18 protein-coding genes are annotated in these 19,286 nt (G+C 64.9%); 14 read left to right on the top strand and 4 right to left on the bottom strand.

Annotated features, from left to right (window positions below):
- The first annotated feature begins 105 nt into the window (after positions 1 to 105).
- Both JQ627_RS10980 and JQ627_RS10975 read left to right on the top strand, forming a co-directional pair.
- Positions 106 to 1,581 (top strand): EAL domain-containing protein, encoded by a 1,476-nt coding sequence (locus tag JQ627_RS10980; RefSeq protein WP_212484237.1) that lies wholly within the window; start codon positions 106 to 108, stop codon positions 1,579 to 1,581.
- 15 nt (positions 1,582 to 1,596) lie between these two features.
- A complete protein-coding gene (locus tag JQ627_RS10975) occupies positions 1,597 to 2,451 on the top strand; it encodes a TIGR01459 family HAD-type hydrolase (RefSeq protein ID WP_212484236.1) in 855 nt (284 codons plus the stop codon).
- A gap of 215 nt (positions 2,452 to 2,666) precedes the next feature.
- On the opposite strand, the gene JQ627_RS10970 is transcribed toward JQ627_RS10975, so the two are convergent.
- Positions 2,667 to 3,062 carry a response regulator gene (locus JQ627_RS10970; RefSeq protein ID WP_007596883.1) on the bottom strand — a complete coding sequence of 132 codons (396 nt, stop codon included), beginning with the start codon at positions 3,060 to 3,062 and terminating at the stop codon, positions 2,667 to 2,669.
- Positions 3,063 to 3,291: 229 nt separating this feature from the next.
- Between JQ627_RS10970 and JQ627_RS10965 the strand changes: the two genes are divergently transcribed.
- From JQ627_RS10965 to arfB, 7 genes are all read left to right on the top strand, one after another.
- Positions 3,292 to 4,263 (top strand): bifunctional riboflavin kinase/FAD synthetase, encoded by a 972-nt coding sequence (locus JQ627_RS10965; RefSeq protein WP_212484235.1) that lies wholly within the window; start codon positions 3,292 to 3,294, stop codon positions 4,261 to 4,263.
- Positions 4,264 to 4,466: 203 nt separating this feature from the next.
- Positions 4,467 to 7,466 (top strand): isoleucine--tRNA ligase, encoded by a 3,000-nt coding sequence (gene ileS, locus JQ627_RS10960; protein ID WP_212484234.1) that lies wholly within the window; start codon positions 4,467 to 4,469, stop codon positions 7,464 to 7,466.
- A 9-nt stretch (positions 7,467 to 7,475) separates the two neighbouring features.
- On the top strand, positions 7,476 to 7,970 hold the full coding sequence (gene lspA, locus JQ627_RS10955; protein ID WP_212484233.1) for a signal peptidase II: 495 nt from the start codon (positions 7,476 to 7,478) through the stop codon (positions 7,968 to 7,970).
- A gap of 105 nt (positions 7,971 to 8,075) precedes the next feature.
- Positions 8,076 to 8,798 (top strand): hypothetical protein, encoded by a 723-nt coding sequence (locus JQ627_RS10950; protein ID WP_212484470.1) that lies wholly within the window; start codon positions 8,076 to 8,078, stop codon positions 8,796 to 8,798.
- 205 nt (positions 8,799 to 9,003) lie between these two features.
- A complete protein-coding gene (locus tag JQ627_RS10945; RefSeq protein WP_409363805.1) occupies positions 9,004 to 10,398 on the top strand; it encodes a M16 family metallopeptidase in 1,395 nt (464 codons plus the stop codon).
- Complete coding sequence (locus tag JQ627_RS10940) at positions 10,395 to 11,762, top strand: pitrilysin family protein (RefSeq protein WP_212484231.1); 1,368 nt, start codon at positions 10,395 to 10,397, stop codon at positions 11,760 to 11,762. Before JQ627_RS10945 ends, JQ627_RS10940 begins: the two co-directional genes overlap by 4 nt.
- 127 nt (positions 11,763 to 11,889) lie before the next feature.
- Positions 11,890 to 12,309 (top strand): alternative ribosome rescue aminoacyl-tRNA hydrolase ArfB, encoded by a 420-nt coding sequence (gene arfB, locus JQ627_RS10935; RefSeq protein ID WP_212484230.1) that lies wholly within the window; start codon positions 11,890 to 11,892, stop codon positions 12,307 to 12,309.
- Positions 12,310 to 12,372: 63 nt separating this feature from the next.
- On the opposite strand, the gene JQ627_RS10930 is transcribed toward arfB, so the two are convergent.
- Entirely contained in the window at positions 12,373 to 12,678 is a 306-nt protein-coding gene (locus JQ627_RS10930; protein ID WP_212484229.1) for a hypothetical protein, read from the bottom strand.
- A 303-nt stretch (positions 12,679 to 12,981) separates the two neighbouring features.
- On the opposite strand from JQ627_RS10930, the gene JQ627_RS10925 reads away from it, so the two are divergent.
- From JQ627_RS10925 to JQ627_RS10910, 4 genes are read left to right on the top strand one after another with little or no spacing between them, the layout of a single operon-like run.
- Positions 12,982 to 13,368 (top strand): cytochrome c family protein, encoded by a 387-nt coding sequence (locus JQ627_RS10925; RefSeq protein ID WP_212484228.1) that lies wholly within the window; start codon positions 12,982 to 12,984, stop codon positions 13,366 to 13,368.
- The gene (locus JQ627_RS10920) at positions 13,369 to 13,764 is read left to right on the top strand and encodes a VOC family protein (RefSeq protein ID WP_212484227.1); all 396 of its coding nucleotides are present in this window, start codon (positions 13,369 to 13,371) and stop codon (positions 13,762 to 13,764) included. It begins immediately after the preceding gene.
- A 45-nt stretch (positions 13,765 to 13,809) separates the two neighbouring features.
- Entirely contained in the window at positions 13,810 to 14,358 is a 549-nt protein-coding gene (locus tag JQ627_RS10915) for a gluconate 2-dehydrogenase subunit 3 family protein (protein WP_212484226.1), read from the top strand.
- A gap of 30 nt (positions 14,359 to 14,388) precedes the next feature.
- Complete coding sequence (locus JQ627_RS10910; RefSeq protein WP_212484225.1) at positions 14,389 to 15,957, top strand: GMC family oxidoreductase; 1,569 nt, start codon at positions 14,389 to 14,391, stop codon at positions 15,955 to 15,957.
- Between the two features lie 236 nt (positions 15,958 to 16,193).
- On the opposite strand, the gene JQ627_RS10905 is transcribed toward JQ627_RS10910, so the two are convergent.
- Positions 16,194 to 16,511: a ribbon-helix-helix domain-containing protein gene (locus JQ627_RS10905; RefSeq protein WP_212484224.1), complete on the bottom strand. Its 318-nt coding sequence runs from the start codon at positions 16,509 to 16,511 to the stop codon at positions 16,194 to 16,196.
- A gap of 241 nt (positions 16,512 to 16,752) precedes the next feature.
- On the opposite strand from JQ627_RS10905, the gene mutL reads away from it, so the two are divergent.
- Positions 16,753 to 18,564 carry a DNA mismatch repair endonuclease MutL gene (mutL, locus tag JQ627_RS10900; protein WP_212484223.1) on the top strand — a complete coding sequence of 604 codons (1,812 nt, stop codon included), beginning with the start codon at positions 16,753 to 16,755 and terminating at the stop codon, positions 18,562 to 18,564.
- A gap of 103 nt (positions 18,565 to 18,667) precedes the next feature.
- Here the strand turns inward: mutL and rsmD are convergent, their stop codons facing one another.
- On the bottom strand, positions 18,668 to 19,222 hold the full coding sequence (gene rsmD, locus JQ627_RS10895) for a 16S rRNA (guanine(966)-N(2))-methyltransferase RsmD (protein ID WP_212484222.1): 555 nt from the start codon (positions 19,220 to 19,222) through the stop codon (positions 18,668 to 18,670).
- Positions 19,223 to 19,286 lie beyond the last annotated feature (64 nt).

The raw sequence follows: 19,286 nt of genomic DNA, 5'->3' as shown, positions 1-19,286 counted from the left end.
TGTTAAGGTCGCCCCGCTTGGGGGAGCATGAGGCGTGACGGGTTCGCACACTGACCCGTGTTTTCCCGGGTGAGGCTGTCAGCTCTTTGAGGCGTAACGCGCGGCATGATTCGCATTTCGACGATCTTCATCGCCATCTGCATGGTTCTGGTCGCGGCCTCGCTCGGGCTTGTCCTCTACTCGGTCGCCGGCATCAGCGGAACCGAGTCCGCCATCGTGGCGCTGACCGCGCTGACCTTCCTGATCCTCTACAACGCGGTCTCGATGCGGCTGCGCGACCGCAGTGACGTCGGCGGCCAGATCGCCGACCTCTCGCGCGGCACCGCCGACCTCGCCCGCCAGGTCGCCGAGTTCGGCCGCCGGCTCGCGGCGATGGAGGGGCGCATCGCCTCGGCCAATTCGACCAACTCCGACCGCATCCAGTCAGTGGTCGGCGAGATCAACGAGCTCGGCGGGCTGGTCAGGCAGCTCGCCACCACCGTGTCAGCCCATGAAGACCTCCTGGCCGGGGCCGCGCCGACCTCCTCCCCCGCTCCGGTCGCCCGGATAGAGCCGGAGCCGCCGCTCGACCTGACTGCGCGCTTCGAGGAACGGCCGGCCGCCGCTCCCCCGCTGCCCGCACCGCCGCCGCGGCCAACACCGGCGATCCAGACCCAGGCCGCCGTTCCGGTTCAGACGGCAAACGGCCGCAACCAGACCCAGTTACTGGCGACCCTTCGCAACGCCATCGACGAGAACCGTATCGACATCTTCCTCCAGCCGATGGTGACGCTGCCGCAGCGCAAGGTGCGGTTCTACGAAGCCGTGACGCGCCTGCGCGACGAGCGCGACCAGCTGATCGCCGCCGAGGAATTCATCAGCATCGCCGAAGCCTCGGGCCTGATCGGACGCATCGACAACATGGTGATGCTGCGCTGTGTGCAGGTGCTGCGGCGCCTGATGGTGCGCAACAAGGATGTCGGCGTGTTCTGCAACGTCGCGGCCTCCACGCTCGGCAATTCCACGAGCTTCGCGCAGTGCCTCGACTTCCTCGAGGCCAACCGGGCGCTGGCGCCATCGCTGGTGCTGGAGTTCAAGCAATCGACCTTCCGCAATCTCGGCCCGGCCGAGACCGAGAATCTCGCCGCGCTCGCCCAGCGCGGTTTCCGCTTCTCGATCGACCATGTCACGGACCTCAGGATCGAACCGCGCGAGCTCGCCGATCGCGGCGTGCGCTTCATCAAGGTGCCGGCGTCCCTCCTGCTCGACCCCAGGCAGGCCTCGACCTCGGACATCCACCCTTCCGACCTCTCCGACCTGCTCGGCCGCTTCGGCATCGACCTGATCGCCGAACGGATCGAGGGCGAGCGCGCAGTGGTGGACCTGCTCGATTATGACGTGCGGTTCGGCCAGGGGTTCCTGTTCGCGCCGCCCCGGCCATTGCGGCCGGATGGCGCATCTGCTACCGGCGGGATCTCGCCGAACCAGGCGCAGGACATTCAGGGATCCAATGGCTCCGCTTCCCCCAGCCCAGGCGCAACGTCGCTCGCGCCTCCGCCACAGCGCACCACCGGCAACGCGGCGCTCGCGCGCCGCATCTGATCGGCCGCACGCATCATGACCACACTGCATTTTGCCGAAAGCCTGCGCGAGCTCGTGGGCGGCGTTGACGTTGTGCTCAGCGACATCTGGGGCGTGGTCCACAACGGCCTGGAATCCTTCCCCGAGGCCTGCGAGGCGCTGCACACCTATCGCAGCCGTGGCGGTACGGTGATCCTGATCACCAATGCCCCGCGCCCGGCCGACTCCGTCCAACGGCAATTGCGCAAGCTCGGCGTCGCGGATGAGACTTATGACGCGATCGTCTCGTCGGGCGACCTGACGCGGCTCTATGTCGCCGAGCATCCCGGCCGCAAGATGTTCTGGCTCGGACCCGAGCGCGACAACTCGATCTATCGCGGCCTCGATGCGACGACCGCGCCGCTGGAAGAAGCCGACTACATCGTCTGCACCGGCCTCTATGACGACGAGACCGAGACGGCGGAAGACTATCGCGGCATGATGCTGAAGGCGCGCGAGCGCAAGCTGACGCTGGTCTGCGCTAACCCCGATATCGTGGTGGAACGCGGCGACCGGCTGATCTATTGCGCCGGCGCGATCGCGGAACTCTATCGCGAACTCGGCGGCGAGGTGATCTTCTACGGCAAGCCGCATCGCCCGATCTACGAGCGCGCGATGACGCTCGCCGGCGAACGCCAGGGTCACATGATCGACCGGAAGAAGGTGCTGGCAATCGGCGATTCCGTCCGCACCGACCTCACCGGCGCGCGCGAATTCGGCATCGACTGCCTGTTCGTCACCCGCGGCATCCATGCCGAGGAGTTCGAGGGCCTCGACCAGCTCGACCCGAAATCGGTGATGGAGTTGTTCGGCCACCCGCCGAAGGCGCTGATGCGCGAATTGAAGTGGTGATGGTGGAGCCCACGCAGGTGCTGCGGGCTTAGACCAATTGCTTAGACCCAAATGCCGTCATGGCCGGGCTTAGCCGTCCGAAGGACGGCGTCGCTTCCGCTCGCCTACGCACCGGCCATCCACGTCTTCATTTGCAGGATCCAAGAACGTGGATGCCCGGGACAAGCCCGGGCATGACGATCTCTATCGAGAGCTGCTGTGCGGTCAGGCGGCGCTTACGCGCTCGCCATGTCCGGGAAGACCGCTTCGATCTTGGTCTTCAGCGTCGCCGCGTTGAACGGCTTGACGATGTAGTTGTTCACGCCGGCCTTCTTGGCCGCGATCACGTTCTCGGTCTTCGATTCCGCGGTGATCATGATGAAGGGCGTGGTGGCGAGGTTCGGATCCGCGCGCACTTCGCGCAGCAGGTCGTAACCCGTCATCGGCTCCATGTTCCAATCGGAGATCACGAGCCCGTACTTCTTGCCACGCATCTTGTTCAGCGCCGCCGAACCGTCGCTTGCATCATCGATGTTCTCGAAGCCAAGCTGCTTCAGGAGATTCCTGATGATACGGATCATGGTGCTGTAGTCATCAACCACCAGAACCGACATCGACAAATCAACCGCCATCTCGACTCCCCCAACGCAAACCCAGGAAATATTACGATCGGACCAGCCGGGCCGCAGCCCCGTTGTTCCACATTTCAAGGACTAGCACCGAGGCGTTAAACAGCGCGTTAACTGGGGGCGCCTCCGAAGGACTGAAATCATGTTCAATGCGGCTGCCCCCCTGCCGCTTGACTTCGTCCGGCGGGTCAAGCCACGGTCCGCAGGTCCTGCCGCTTCGAGAATTCCCCTGATGGTCCCGCATTTTACCGTTATCCGCGACACAACGCCGGATTCCGCGATTTTGAGGGGCGCCGTGGTCGCCATGGGCAATTTCGACGGCGTTCATCTCGGCCATCGCGCCGTGATCGCAGCGGCCCTGGAAATGGGCCGGGCGCATGGCCGCCCTGCGCTGGCATTGACCTTCGAGCCGCATCCGCGCCGGTTTTTCAGCCCGAACACCCCGCAATTCCGCCTGACGGACGAGCGGGCCAAGCTGCGGCTTTTGGCCGGCACCGGGCTTGCCGGCGCCGTGGTCATGACCTTCGACAAGGCGAGAGCCGGGACCAGCGCGCAAGATTTCATTCACCATGACCTGATCGGGCGCCTCGGCGTCAGCGGAATTGCGGTCGGTTACGACTTTCATTTCGGCAAGGGTCGCGTCGGCTCGCCGAGCCTCCTGGTGAACGAGGCCCCCCGGCTCGGCATCGAGGTCGACGTGCAGGCCCATGTCGACATCGACGAGCGGCCGGTCTCCTCCAGCGCCATCCGGATCGCACTCGCGGAGGGCCAGCTCGACGAAGCATCCGCCATGCTCGGCGCGCCCTGGTTCATCACCGGCGAGGTGATCCACGGCGAGAAGCGCGGCCGCGACCTCGGCTATCCCACCGCCAACATCCGCCTCGATGCCAATTGCGGCCTCAAGCACGGCATCTATGCGGTACGGGTCGGCCGCGGTGCCGAGCGGCTGGACGGGGTGGCGAGCTTCGGCCGCCGTCCGACCTTTGATAATGGCGCACCCCTCCTGGAAATCTTCCTGTTCGACTTCAAGGGCGACCTCTACGGACAAGCGCTCGACTGCGCCTTCGTCGGCTTCATTCGCGAGGAGCTGAAATTCGACAGCCTTGAGGCCCTGATCCGCCAGATGGACGACGATTCCGCCCGCGCCCGCGCCATGCTGGCCGCCGCCCCGGACGCGTTTCCGAGGCTCGGCGTGATCGATTGAGGCCGAAAACCGGCCCCGCCGAACCTTTTGCGCTTCCCCCGCCCGGCTGCTATGGAGTGCCCATGTTTGCGCGGCGCATCATAGGGATTAGCGGCCCGGCTTCCGCCTGAGCCTTCGGCTCGGCGCAAGACCGGGATTTTGTCGTTTCACCCCGCGATTCCAGTCGCCATCCGTTTCCGCGCCCTTCCGAGCCAGTCAGCCCCATGTCCGAAAAGCCGCAAAAGTCCGACGCCAACGACTATTCCAAGACCCTTTATTTGCCGCAGACGGATTTTCCGATGCGCGCCGGCCTGCCGCAGCGCGAGCCGGAACTGCTGAAATACTGGAACGACATCGGCCTCTACGACAAGCTGCGCCAGGAAGCCCAGGGCCGCGCCAAATTCGTGCTGCATGACGGCCCGCCCTACGCCAACGGCAACATCCATATCGGGCACGCGCTGAACAAGATCCTCAAGGATGTCGTGACCAAGAGCCAGCAGATGCTCGGTTTCGACTCCAATTACGTGCCCGGCTGGGACTGCCACGGTTTGCCGATCGAATGGAAGATCGAGGAGGAGAATTACCGCAAGAAGGGCAAGCAGAAGCCTGATTTCCGCGACTCCGCCGCGATGGTGGCGTTCCGCAAGGAATGCCGCGCCTATGCGACGCACTGGATCAACGTGCAGCGCGAGGAATTCAAGCGGCTCGGCATCATCGGCGACTGGGATCATCCCTATCAGACGATGAGCTATCCGGCCGAAGCGCAGATCGCCCGCGAGTTGATGAAGTTCGCGGCCAACGGCACGCTGTATCGCGGCTCCAAGCCGGTGATGTGGAGCGTGGTCGAGAAGACCGCGCTTGCGGAAGCCGAGGTCGAGTACGAGGACTACACCTCCGACATGGTCTGGGTGAAGTTTCCCGTCACGTCACCGGCGCATGGCGCACTTGCCTCGGCAAGTGTCGTGATCTGGACCACCACGCCGTGGACGCTGCCGGGCAACCGTGCCATCTCGTTCTCGCCGAAGATCGCCTATGGCCTCTACAAGGTCACGGATGCGCTCGCGGACAACTGGGCGAAGACCGGCGATCTCCTGATCCTGGCCGATGCGCTGGCCGCGGAAGTGTTCAAGCAGGCGCGCGTCACGTCTTACGAAAAGGTGCGCGACATTCCCGGCGATACGCTGGACGCTGTCGAATGCGCCCATCCCTTGCGTGGGTTCGACGGCGGCTATGAGTTCATCGTGCCACTGCTCGCCGGCGAGCATGTCACCGACGATACCGGCACCGGATTTGTACACACCGCGCCGAGCCATGGCCGCGAGGACTTCGACGTCTGGATGGCCAACACCCGCGAGCTTGACGCGCGCGGCATCCCGACCGCGATCCCCTACACCGTCGACGAGAACGGCGCCTACACCGCACAGGCCCCCGGCTTCACCGGCAAGCGCGTGCTCAACGACAAGGGCGAGAAGGGCGATGCCAACGAGGCAGTGATCAAGGCGCTGATCGAGGCCGGCAAGATGCTCGCGCGCGGCCGCCTCAAGCACCAATATCCGCATTCGTGGCGCTCGAAGAAGCCGGTGATCTTCCGCAACACGCCGCAATGGTTCATCGCGATGGACAAGGACATCAGCGAGGAGGGCCACGCGAAGAAGGGCGACACGCTGCGCGCCCGCGCGCTGCATGCGATCTCGGTCACGCAATGGGTGCCGCCGTCGGGCGAGAACCGCATCAACGGCATGATCGCCAATCGTCCGGACTGGGTGATCTCGCGCCAGCGCGCCTGGGGTGTGCCGATCGCCGTGTTCGTGCGCGAGAAGAGCGACGGCTCGGCCGAGATCCTGCAGGACGAGATCGTCAACCAGCGCATCGCCGAGGCCTTCATGGAGGAAGGCGCCGACGCCTGGTACATGGACGGCGCCCGCGAACGCTTCCTCGGGTCCCGCGCAAGCGAGGACTGGAAGAAGGTCGACGACATCTGCGACGTCTGGTTCGATTCCGGCTCCACGCACGCCTTCGTGCTCGAGGATCGCCAGAACTTCCCGCAACTCGGCAACATCGTCCGCAAGATCGACGGCGGCAACGACACCGTGATGTATCTCGAAGGCAGCGACCAGCATCGCGGCTGGTTTCATTCCTCGCTGCTCGAAAGCGCCGGCACGCGTGGCCGCGCGCCCTACGACATCGTGCTGACCCACGGCTTCACGCTCGACGAGAACGGCCGCAAGATGTCGAAGTCGCTCGGCAACACCGTCGAGCCGCAGAAGGTGATCAAGGATTCGGGCGCGGACATCCTGCGCCTGTGGGTCTGCGCCACCGACTATGCCGACGACCAGCGCATCGGCCCGGAGATCCTGAAGAACACCATCGAGACCTATCGCAAGCTGCGCAACTCGATCCGCTGGATGCTCGGTACGCTGCATCACTTCAAGGCGAGCGAGAAGGTCGCCTATGCCGAGATGCCCGAGCTCGAGCGGTTGATGCTGCACGAACTGGCCGGCCATGCCGAAACCGTTCGCGAGGCCTATGCCGCCTTCGACTACAAGACCGTGGTCGCAAGCCTCTCGGCCTTCATGAACTCCGAGCTGTCGGCGTTCTACTTCGATATCCGCAAGGACACGCTCTATTGCGACCCGCCGTCCTCGCAGGCGCGCAAGGCCGCGCTCACCACGATCGACCTCTTGTGCGATGCCCTGCTGAAGTGGCTCGCGCCGATCCTGAGCTTCACCACCGACGAAGCCTGGCGGATGTTCCGGCCGGACGCGCAGCCTTCCGTCCATTTGACCCTGTTTCCCGAAGGCATCGAGAAGCTCCGCGACGACAAGCTCGCCGCGAAGTGGGAGACGATCCGCGACGTCCGCCGCGTCGTCACGGGTGCGCTGGAGGTTGAGCGCGCTGCCAAGAACATCGGCTCGTCGCTCGAGGCCTCGCCGGTGATCTATGTCGCCGACCGCGACATGCTGGCGACGCTGTTCGACACCGATCTCGCCGAGGTCTGCATCACCTCGAACTACGAGGTGCGTGAGGGCGAGGCGCCGGCGAACGCGTTCCGTCTCGATGCGGTACCCGGTGTCGCGGTGATCGTCGAGAAGGCGGTCGGCACCAAATGCGCCCGCTCCTGGAAGATCTCGCCCATGGTCGGTGAAGACCCTGAATACCCCGACGTCACCCCGCGCGACGCCCAGGCGCTGCGCGAATGGAAGGCGCTGGGGGTGGGGGTCTGATCCCCGGCCATGACCCCGCTTCGCGCCGGCATCCTCGCGGCCATCGTCACGCTCGTGGCCGACCAAGCCTCGAAGCTGTGGCTGCTGAACGGGTTCGACCTCGCCCGTAAGGGCGTGGTGAAGGTGATGCCGTTCTTCGACCTGGTGCTGGCCTGGAACATCGGCATCAGCTTCGGCTGGCTCCAGAACGACAGCCAGTCGGCGCAGATCGCGCTGATGGCGGTCAAGGCCGTCGCCGTGGTCGCCCTCTCCATCTGGATGGCCCGCTCACACACCCTACTGGCGACCGTCGCACTCGGGCTGATCATCGGCGGCGCGCTCGGCAACGGCATCGACCGCTTCGCCTACGGCGCGGTGGTCGATTTCGCCCTGTTCCACATCGAGATTGGTGGAAATACCTATAATTGGTACGTGTTTAACCTCGCGGACGTGGCCATCGTTGCTGGGGTGGCGGCGCTATTGTATGATTCCTTCCTGGGGGTACCCGCCGCAAAAGCGCCCTGATCCCGGCCGATACGGACCGGCAGGTGGAACCCTGCGTTTGCGAGGATTGGCCGCGTGCGAGCGGCAAAGAGCAGCAATCTGCCACAATATGGAACAGGTACAGTGATGCGCAGCTCCGAGACCAGCGGTTCGATGGTTCGAGACCCCAAAGCGGGGTTCTGGCGGGCGTTGAAATTGTCCGCTGTTGCGCTCGGCATCGGTCTCGTCATGTCGGCAGGCGCGGCCCGCGCCGGTGACGACGACGAGGATGATGACGGGATGACCTTCGAAGAGAAGATCATCGACAATCTGATGTCTGGCATCGGTGCCAAGAGCATGGAAAAGCCCGGCATCGAATACCGCGAGCGCTCCCCGCTGGTCGTGCCGCCCAAGCTGGACCTGCCGCCTCCCGCGACCCAGGCCAAGAATGCACCGAACTGGCCCAAGGACCCCGAGGAGAAGCGCCGCAAGGAAGCCATTGCCGCGCGCAAGAAGGCTACCAAGGAAACGGAAAACTGGCAGGCCGCCCGGCCTCTGACGCCCGCCGAGATGAAGGCCGGCGAGGTCGCCGCAGCCCCCCGTACAAGCAATGACCCGATCCAGCCGGGCACCAACGCCAACCCGTCGCTCAGTCCCTCCGACCTCGGCTACGCCGGTGGTCTGTGGAATATGATGAGGGGCAGCAACAGCTCCGAAGAGAAGAAATTCACCAGCGAACCGCCGCGTTCGTCGCTGGTCGAGCCGCCGCCGGGCTACCAGACCCCCTCGCCGAACTACGCCTACGGTGCCGGGCCGGACAAGTCGCGCCGGACCTATTTCGACATCATGTCGGGCAAGGAAAAGGAATAACAGCCTTCCTGCCCCACCGCGACATCCTGACAGGCGCCAACATGGCACCCGCGGGTTATGCACGCCGGGCACCGTCTGCAAATTGCCAATCAGTAACTTGCCTACGCGTTGAGTTCTCTGCTTCGTGACGCGAAGCCTCAGCCGCACGGTGTAGCATGCCGTGCCTCCGAGCCGGACATCCGGGCTCGGCCTTTTCATAAGGATTATGATGTCCTCTTACCGATCGGCCGCCTGCCTCCTCGCCGCGCTGCTTTCGACGAGTGTCCTCTCAACCGGCGCCACGCTCGCCCAGACCACGGTGACATCGGCCCCACCCGCCAGCTTCACGCTCGGCAACGGCATGCAGGTCGTGGTGATCCCCGACCACCGCACGCCCGTGGTCACGGAGATGATCTGGTACAAGGTCGGCTCGGCCGACGAGACGCCAGGCAAGTCCGGGCTCGCGCACTTCCTCGAACATCTGATGTTCAAGGGCACCTCGAAGCATCCGGTCGGCGAATTCTCCCAGACCGTGCTCCGCGTCGGCGGCAACGAGAACGCCTCGACCTCGGTCGACTACACCAACTACTACCAGCGCGTGCCGAAAGAGCAGCTGCCGACCATGATGGAGTTCGAGGCCGACCGCATGACCGGCCTGATCCTCAAGGACGAGAACGTGCTGCCCGAGCGCGACGTCGTGCTCGAAGAATACAACATGCGGGTCGCCAACAATCCGGACGCGCGGCTCAACGAGCAGATCATGGCCGCGCTTTATCTCAATCATCCCTACGGCCGGCCGGTCATCGGCTGGCACCAGGAGATCGAGAAGCTCGACCGCGAGGATGCGCTCGCCTTCTACCGCCGCTTCTACGCGCCGAACAACGCGATCCTTGTGATTGCCGGCGACGTGGAAGCCGCCGACATCCGGCCGCTGGTCGAGCGGAATTTCGGCTCCATTCCGGCCCAGCCTGCGATCCCGGCGCGCCGCGTCCGTCCGCAGGAGCCGGAGCCGGCGGCGCCGCGCACGGTCACCCTGGCCGACCCGCGCGTCGAGCAGCCGAGCCTGCGCCGCTACTATCTCGTACCGTCGGCGACGACCGCCGCGGCCGGTGAAAGCGCGGCCCTCGACGTGCTGGCACAGCTGATGGGCAGCGGCAGCAATTCCTATCTCTACCGCGCCCTCGTGGTCGACAAGCCGCTCGCGGTCTCCGCCAGCGCCAGCTATTCGAGCATCTCGCTCGACCCGACCCAGTTCGCGATCTCGGCCTCACCGAAACCGGGCGTCAGCTTTGCCGATGTCGAGCAAGTGGTCGACGGCGTCATCGCCGACATCGCACAGAACCCGATCCGCGCCGAGGACCTCGAGCGGGTCAAGACCCAGCTCATTGCGGAAGCGATCTACGCCCAGGACAACCAGGCCGTGTTGGCGCGCTGGTATGGCGGCGCGCTGACCACGGGCCTTTCGATCGAGGACATCAGGAGCTGGCCCGACCGCATTCGCGCGGTCACCGCCGAGCAGGTTCGCACTGCCGCGCAGAAATGGCTCGAGAAGAAGCGCTCGGTGACGGGCTATCTGATCAAGGACACCAGTGCCGCCAAGCGCGAGGAGAAGCGTTCGTGACCTATCCCTTCCTTCGACGCGTTGCATTCTCCCTTGCCACCGGCGCGGCACTCGCGCTGGCTGCGGTCTCGCCCTCACAGGCGGCTGCAAAAATCCAGCACCTGACCTCGCCGGGTGGCATCGAAGCCTGGTTCGTACAGGATGCGACCGTGCCGCTGATTGCCATGGAGTATTCCTTTGCCGGCGGCTCGGCGCAGGATCCCAAGGACAAGTCCGGCGTCGCCAACCTGGTCGGCGATCTCCTCGACGAAGGCTCCGGCGATCTCGACTCCAAGACCTTCCATGAGCGGCTCGACCGCCGCGCCATCGAGCTCTCCTTCAGCGCCACCCGCGATACGTTCCGCGGCAGCCTGCGGATGCTGCGCGACAACAAGGACGAAGCCTTCGACCTGCTCAGGAGCGCGCTGACCTCGCCGCATTTCGACACCGCCGATGTCGAACGCATCCGCTCACAGGTGATCTCGGCCCTGCGCCGCGAGACCACCAATCCGTCGTCGCTGGCGAGCCGCAAATTCCTGGAGGTCGCCTTCGGCGATCATCCCTATGGCCGGCAGACCAACGGCAACCTCGACAGCGTGCCGACCATCACGGTCGCCGACATGAAGGACTATGTCGGCCGCGTGATTGCGAAGGACGGGCTGAAGATCGCGGTGGTCGGCGACGTCGATCCGGCCACGCTCGGCAAGCTGCTCGACCACACGTTCGGCAGCCTGCCCGCAAAGGCCAACCTCACGCCGGTCGCCGACGTCGAGGCTGCAAAGCCACCGCAGCGCGCCTTCGTGCCGCTCGACGTGCCGCAGACCGTGATCACCTTCGGCGGGCCCGGTGTGAAGCGCAGCGATCCGAACTTCATGGCCGCCTATATCGTCAACCACATCCTGGGCGGCGGCGGATTGTCCTCGCGGCTCTATCGCGAGGTGCGCGAGAAGCGCGGGCTGGCTTATTCCGTGTTCGAATCGCTGCTCTGGATGGAGCATTCGGCGGTCTTCATCGGCAACACCGGCACTCGTGCCGACCGCGCCGGCGACACCATCGACGCCATCGACAAGGAGGTGCGCCGCATCGCCGAGGAGGGCCCGACGCAGAAGGAGCTCGACGAGGCCAAGTCCTACCTCAAGGGCTCGCAGATGCTGGCGCTGGACACCTCCTCGAAGCTCGCGCAGGCGCTGCTGCAATACCAGCAGGACAAGCTCCCGATCGACTATATCGAGAAGCGCAACGGCATCGTCGACGCCGTCACCCTGGACGACGCCAAGGCGGCCGCCAAGCGCCTCTGGGGCCAGGGGCTTCTGACCGTCGTCGTCGGCCGCGCCCCGCAGGCCGCCGCGCAACCGGCCGCGGCACCGGCGACGAAGTCGAACTGACGGTCGCAGTAACGTCCATACGTCTTATGAAATGGCCGGGTTCGCCCCGGCCATTTGCGTTTCCACGATGCACCATTGCCGAACGTAGACGTCCGCGATATGTCCGGACATCACGAATGGTGCCATCATGCTGCGGATATCCCGCGATCTCGTCATCGACGAGGACGATATCGAGATCGGCTTTGTCCGCGCCTCCGGCCCGGGCGGGCAGAACGTCAACAAGGTCTCGACCTCGGCCCAGCTGCGTTTCGACACCCGCAAGCTGACCTTGCCGGAGGACGCGGCGATCCGGCTCGCCCGCATTGCCGGCCAGCGCATGACCAAGGACGGCGTGATCGTGATCCACGCCCAGCGCTTCCGCACCCAGGAACGTAACCGCCAGGACGCCATCGACCGGCTCGTCGAGATCCTGACCGAGGCGATGATACGGCCGACGCCACGACGTGCGACGCGGCCGACCTACGCCTCCAAGCAGCGCCGGCTCGACGGCAAGAAGCGCCGGAGCGACATCAAGGCAGGGCGGGGCGGCGGCCGCTTCGACGACTAGCAAACGCAACCGAAAAACTCCGGCCGCAACGCGACCGGAGTTTTGCCGTTTGACCCGGCGAGACTAGTAACGCTTGGATGGGGCTGCACCGCCCGTCGTGGGATCGTCGGCGGTCCCCTTGTGCGCAGCGCTGCCTGTGGTGCCGACCGTACCCTTGGTGCCTTTGGTCGACTTCATGCCGGTCTTCTCGCCCGCCGCACCCGGCTGAGCACTCATCTCCTCATCGCCGCTGCCCATCGTTCCGCCTTGCATGGGTTTGCCTTGCATGGTGCCGCCTGTCTTGGCGGGTGGCGCGCCTTGCGCGAGCACGGGCGTCGCAATGAGAGCCGACAGAGCGCATGCGATCATCGAGGTCTTCACCAACTTCATCCATTTCTCCTGGATTTTTTCGCGATGAACGGCTCGGCGGCTCCCTACGCCGCTCGTCTGCACCGGACCATTGCATCGCGTAAAGAGTTCAAGCGGCGCACTCGCCATGCAATGCGCATGGTGTGGTGATCGTTTAGGGATTTGACGGCGGTTTCGCGGAATTGTGCTCCGCATATAAGGCATTGCGGAACACACGCGGCCACGAATATCTCCGCGCGTCGCGAAACAGCCCGCTACTACCACCGCATCTTTGACGCCGCCTAGAGTTTGCGCACGTTGATGTGAACGGGCGGATTCTTGGCGATGCGCGCAGTCGTGCTGGGATTGTGCACCGCGATGGTGCTGGTGGTGCGGGTTGCCGATGCGCAAATGCCCCTGCCCGCCGCGAAGCCACCGGATGGCGCCACGCTTTTCAAGCAGCAATGCGCGGTGTGCCACACGACAAGCCAGTCGGAACCGGCGCGGCAAGGCCCGCCACTGGTGAAGATCGTGGGCCGCTCCGCCGGCAAGGTCGAAGGCTTTAGATACTCAGAGGCGCTGTCGAAGGCGGACTTCGCCTGGGACGAGACCAAGCTCGACGCATGGCTCACCAATCCGCAAGCCGTCATTCCCGGCGTGACCATGGTCTACCGGCAGGCGAAGGCGGAGACGCGCGCCGCCATCATCGTCTATTTGAAGGAGCAGAACTGAATGGCAAAGCCCGTTCATTCCATGATCCGCGTGCTCGACGAGGCACGCTCGCTCGGCTTCTACAAGCGCGCCTTCGGTCTCGAAGTCGCCGACCATCTGAAGTTTTCGGACTTTGCCCTGATCTATCTGCGTCACCCCTCCTCACCTTTCGAGGTCGAGCTGACGGTGAATTTCGATCGCAAGGAACCGTACCAGCTCGGCGACGGCTACGGCCATCTCGCCGTGGTGGTCGAGGATCTCGATGCCGAACATGCCCGCTTCGAGCGCGAGAAGCTCGCGCCGGGACCGCTGCGCGACTTCAAGCACGACGGCAAAACGCTGGCGCGATTTTTCTTCGTCAGCGATCCCGACGGCTACAAGATCGAGGTGATCCAGCGAGGGGGTCGTTTCGGCTGAAACAAATCAGAAAAATCCAAATCACAAAATCCACGGAGGAATGCCATGAGAGAAGTCGATCGTCGAAGCAAGCACAGCCGCCGCGTCTTTCTCAAGGGCGCGGCAACCGCCGTTCCGGTCGTCGCAGTCGCGACCAGCGTCGCCGTCAGCATCGAAGACGCCTGGGCCGATGATGCCAGCACACTCTCGCCCGCAACGATGAAGACGCTGCTGAAGGTTGCGCGCGACATCTATCCGCACGACGTCCTCGGCGACAGCTATTACATCACCGCGATCAAGCCGTGGGACGGCAAGGCGGCGAAAGACCCCGCCGTCAAGTCGCTGATCAGCGACGGCATCACGCGGCTCGATCAGAACGCGCGCGATCGCCACAAATTGGCTTACGCCGAAGTGCCATGGGAAGCCGATCGCGTCGTGCTGCTGAAAGAGATCGAGCAGAGCGACTTCTTCCAGAAGGTGCGCGGCGACCTCGTTGTCTCGCTCTACAACCAGAAAGAGGTCTGGCCGCGGTTCGGCTACGAAGGCTCCTCCGCCGAACACGGCGGCTACATCAACCGCGGCTTTGCCGACATCGACTGGCTGCCCAAAGCCTAAGTCGCACCCCAACGGTTCAGGAGAACGCATATGGCAAAATTCGATCTGAACGACTCCAGCGTTGTGGTGATCGTCGGCTCCGGTGCCGGCGGCGGAACGCTGGGCAACGAGCTCGCGCAGAAGGGCGTCAAGGTGGTCATCCTCGAAGCCGGCCCGCGCATCGAGAATCAGGACTTCGTCAACGACGAATGGGAGAGCTTTACGCAGCTCGCCTGGACCGATGCCCGCACCACGTCGGGGACATGGCGCGTCGCTAGGGATTTTTCGGGCCTTCCTGCCTGGATCGTCAAGGCGGTCGGCGGCTCGACGACCCATTGGGCCGGCGCGTCACTGCGTTTCGACGAACATGAATTCAAGGTCAAGAGCACCTACGGCAACATTCCCGGCGCGAACCTGCTGGACTGGCCGGTCACGCTTGCCGAGATGGAGCCATGGTACGCCAAGGCCGAGAACAAGATGGGCGTGACGCGCACCAACGGCATTCCCGGACTTCCAGGCAACAACAACTTCAAGGTGCTCGAAGCCGGCGCAAGGAAGCTTGGCTACAAGACGGTGCACACCGGCAACATGGCAATCAACAGCCAGCCGCGCGATGGACGTGGATCGTGCCAGCAGATCGGCTTCTGCTTCCAGGGCTGCAAATCCGGCGCGAAATGGTCGACGCTTTACACCGAAATCCCCAAGGGCGAGGCGACCGGCAATCTCGAAGTCCGGCCGAGCAGCATGGCGGTCAAGATCGAGCACGATGCCGGCGGCAAGGTCACCGGCGTCGTCTACGCCGACGAGAGTGGCGCGATGCAGCGCCAGAAGGCGCGCATCGTCGCGGTGGCCGGCAACTCGATCGAGAGCCCGCGGTTGCTCTTGAACAGTGCTTCGACCATGTTCCCCGATGGCCTCGGCAATTCATCGGGTCAGGTCGGCCGCAACTACATGCGCCACATGACCGGCAGCGTCTATGCCGTGTTCGAGAAGTCGGTGCACATGTATCGCGGCACCACCATGGCCGGCATCATCCGCGACGAGTCGGTCAACAACCCGAAGCGCGGCTTCGTCGGCGGCTACGAGATGGAGACCCTGTCGATCGGCCTGCCCTTCATGGCGGCGTTCCTCAATCCCGGCGCCTGGGGACGTCCGTTCACCGCAGCGCTCGACGGTTATCCCAGGATGGCCGGCATGTGGCTGGTCGGCGAGGACATGCCGCAGGAGACCAACCGCATCACGCTCGATCCGGTCGTCAAGGACAAGCATGGGCAGGCCGTCGCGAGCGTGCATTTCGACGATCATCCCAACGACGTCGCGATGCGCGCGCATGCCTATAAGCAGGGTGCGGCGGTCTACGACGCCGTCGGCGCCACCGTGACCTATCCGACGCCGCCCTATCCGAGCACGCATAATCTCGGCACCAACAGGATGAGCGAGAAGCCGCGCGACGGCGTGGTCAACAAGTTCGGGCAGAGCCACGACGTCAAGAACCTGTTCGTCTCCGACGGCAGCCAGTTCACCAGCGGCGCGGCCTGCAACCCGACGCTGACCATCGTCGCACTCGCGATCCGGCAGGCGGATTACATTGCGGGTGCGATGCAGAAGAAGGAGATCTGACGGTCCAAAGAAAACTGTGTTCTCTCGCCGTCATTGCGAGCGAAGCGAAGCAATCCAGCATCCCACCGCGGTGACGGTCTGGATTGCTTCGTCGCAAGTGCTCCTCGCAATGACGGCGGAGGGAGTTCGGTAGTCTCGTAGCCCGGATGGAGCGAAGCGTAATCCGGGGGGCTCGCGAGTGAGCTGAATCCCGGATTACCGCGCTTCATCCGGGCTACGCACTTTTGTTGGGATAGCTACTCGGCCGCGTCGAGAATCGGCGTCACGGAGGCCTTGAACTCCGGCACCGTCACCATGCTCTTGGAACGATAGATCAGGCAGGAGCAGCGCAGCAGCGAGGCAAAATTGTTGACCTCGCCGTGATGGTCGAGCACCTCGTTGTAGAGCGTGGTCAGGAACTTGCCGACGCTCATGTTCTCCTTGGCCGCGATCTCCTCCAGCGTGTCCCAGAACGCCATTTCCAGCCGGATCGAGGTGCAGTGCCCGCCGATCCGCAACGAGCGGGTCTGGGATTCGTAGTCGCGTTGGGGCTGGTGCGCGAAGAGATGGCACATGGCGTCCTCCCGTCCTGTTGCCATTTTTTCACGATGCTACACCGCTGTCCGGCCCCCCACAATCAGGACCGTCGCAGGGCAACCGCTCCGTCCCGGTTGCGCAATTTTCTCGAACGCCCAATCCCTTCAATGTGATAGGCATCCCTCTTCCCCAGGCCGCCACACGGCTGTTGCCCAACACATGCTTTTGACGCAACACGGCCTAGAATAGAGCCGTCAGCGAATCCAGATCGAAAGCCCCATGCCCGTCCGCCAGCTGCCAGAGCAAGTCGTCAACCGCATCGCCGCCGGCGAGGTGGTCGAACGTCCGGCAAGCGTGGTCAAGGAACTGGTCGAGAACGCCATCGATGCCGGCGCGAGCCGGATCGACGTCTTCACCGATGGCGGCGGCCGGCGGCGGATCGGGATCACCGACGACGGCAGCGGCATGACCGCGAAGGACCTCGCGCTCGCGGTCGAGCGCCACGCCACCTCCAAGCTCGATGACGAGGATCTGCTCCAGATCCGCACGCTCGGGTTCCGCGGCGAGGCGCTACCCTCGATCGGCTCCGTCGCGCGTCTCTCCATCACCACGCGGCACGCGAGCGAACCACATGCCTGGGCGCTGTCAGTCGAGGGCGGCGACAAATCCGAGATCATGCCGGCGGCGCTGGCCCACGGCACGCGCGTCGAGGTCAACGACCTCTTCTATGCAACGCCCGCGCGGCTGAAATTCCTGAAGACCGACCGCACCGAGGCGGAGGCGATCCGCGAGGTGGTCAGGCGCCTGGCCATGGCGCGGCCCGACGTCGCCTTCACTCTGGCCGGCGAGGAGCGCGCGCCGGTGACCTGGACCGCCGCCCTGCCCGGCGCCGCCGGACGACTGACGCGTCTCGGCGATATCCTCGGCGCGGAATTCCGCAGCCACGCCATCGAGGTCCATGCCGAGCGCGAGGGCGTCGTGGTCGCCGGCTATGCCGCGGCGCCGGCGCTGACCAAGGCCAACGCGCTCGGGCAATATCTCTTCGTCAACGGCCGCCCCGTGCGCGACAAGCTGATCCTCGGCGCGGTGCGCGGGGCCTATGCCGATTATCTGCCGCGCGACCGCCATCCGGTGCTGGCGCTGTTCGTCACGCTGGATCCGCGCGAGGTCGATGCCAACGTGCATCCGGCCAAGACCGAGGTGCGCTTCCGCAATGCCGGCCTCGTGCGCGCGCTGATCGTGCACGGGCTGAAGGAAGCCCTCGCGCGCGAAGGCCGCCGCACCGCCGCCAACAGCGGCGAGAGCGCGTTGTCCTCGTTCCGGCCGGCGTTCACGCCGCGGCCTGCGAGCTGGGACTGGCGCGCCTCGCCATCCGCCCCGGTCGCACCGATGCCGTCGTTCGAAGGCTCCGCCGCGCCCGTCTTCGCCGAGCGCGCACAGGCGGCATTCGATGTCGGCGCGCCCAGTGCGGACGTGCGGATCGAGGCACAGCCTGTCAGCGATCTCGTCGACCGCCCGCTCGGCGCGGCGCGCACGCAGATCCACGAGACCTACATCGTCTCGCAGACCCGCGACGGCCTGATCATCGTCGACCAGCACGCCGCGCATGAGCGCATCGTCTATGAGCGGCTGAAGGCCTCGCTCGCCGCCAACGGCGTGCAACGGCAGATCCTGCTGATCCCCGAGATCGTCGAGATGGACGAGGCCACGGTGGAGCGGCTGCTGGAGCGCAGCGAGGAGCTTGCCTCATTTGGGCTGGCGATCGAGTCCTTCGGCCCCGGCGCAGTCGCGGTGCGCGAGACGCCGTCGCTGCTCGGCAAGACCAATGCAGGCCGGCTGCTCCGCGATCTCTCCGAGCATATGGCCGAGTGGGACGAGGCGCTGCCGCTGGAGCGCCGCCTGATGCACGTCGCCGCCACCATGGCCTGTCATGGCTCGGTGCGTGCCGGCCGCCGGCTGCGGCCGGAAGAGATGAACGCCCTGCTCCGCGAGATGGAGGACACCCCGAACTCCGGCCAGTGCAATCACGGCCGGCCGACCTATGTCGAGCTGAAGCTGAGCGATGTGGAGAAGCTGTTCGGACGGCGATGATTTCGTAGGGTGGGTAAAGGCGCGCAGCGCCGTGCCCACCATCTTTCCATGATTACCATAGGTGGTGGGCACGCTTCGCTTTGCCCACCCTACGGCAGCGAAGCTACGGTCTCTTCAAAAACACGAACTCCGTGTCGTCATAAGCCCGCCGCTCCAATTCCTCGTACCCTTCCGGCGTCACGAATTGCGCGGCCTTCGCCTCTTCCACCACGAGCAGTGCGCCCGGTGTGAGCCAGCCGCCATCGCGCAAGCTCGCGAGCGCCTTCTCGGCAAAGCCATTGCCGTAGGGCGGGTCGAGGAACACCAGCGAGAACGGCTCGACCGGATGCGCGGGCCCGAGATCAGTGGCATCGCGGCGATAGACTTTCGTGACGCCGCCGAGGCCGAGCGTCTCGACATTGTTGCGTAGCAGCGCCCGCGCCTCAGCGCCGTTGTCGACGAACAGCGTGAACTTGGCGCCGCGCGAGGACGCCTCGATGCCGAGCGCGCCGGTGCCTGCGAACAGATCGAGCACGCGCGCATCCTCGATTGGATCATCGTAAGCGTGCACGAGAATGTTGAACACGGACTCGCGCAGCCGGTCCGCCGTCGGGCGGATGTCGCGCGAGGACGGTGAGGCCAGATTGCGCCCCTTCAATCGACCGCCGACGACGCGCATCTAGATGTCTCCGTCATGCCCGGGCTTGCCCCGGGCATCCACGTTCTTCAACCGTAGACGCAAG

It is taken from the genome of Bradyrhizobium liaoningense (assembly GCF_018130785.1).
Lineage (GTDB): Bacteria > Pseudomonadota > Alphaproteobacteria > Rhizobiales > Xanthobacteraceae > Bradyrhizobium > Bradyrhizobium liaoningense_A.
Note: the sequence above shows the minus strand (reverse complement) of the source record. Positions and strands in the feature narration are given on the sequence as shown.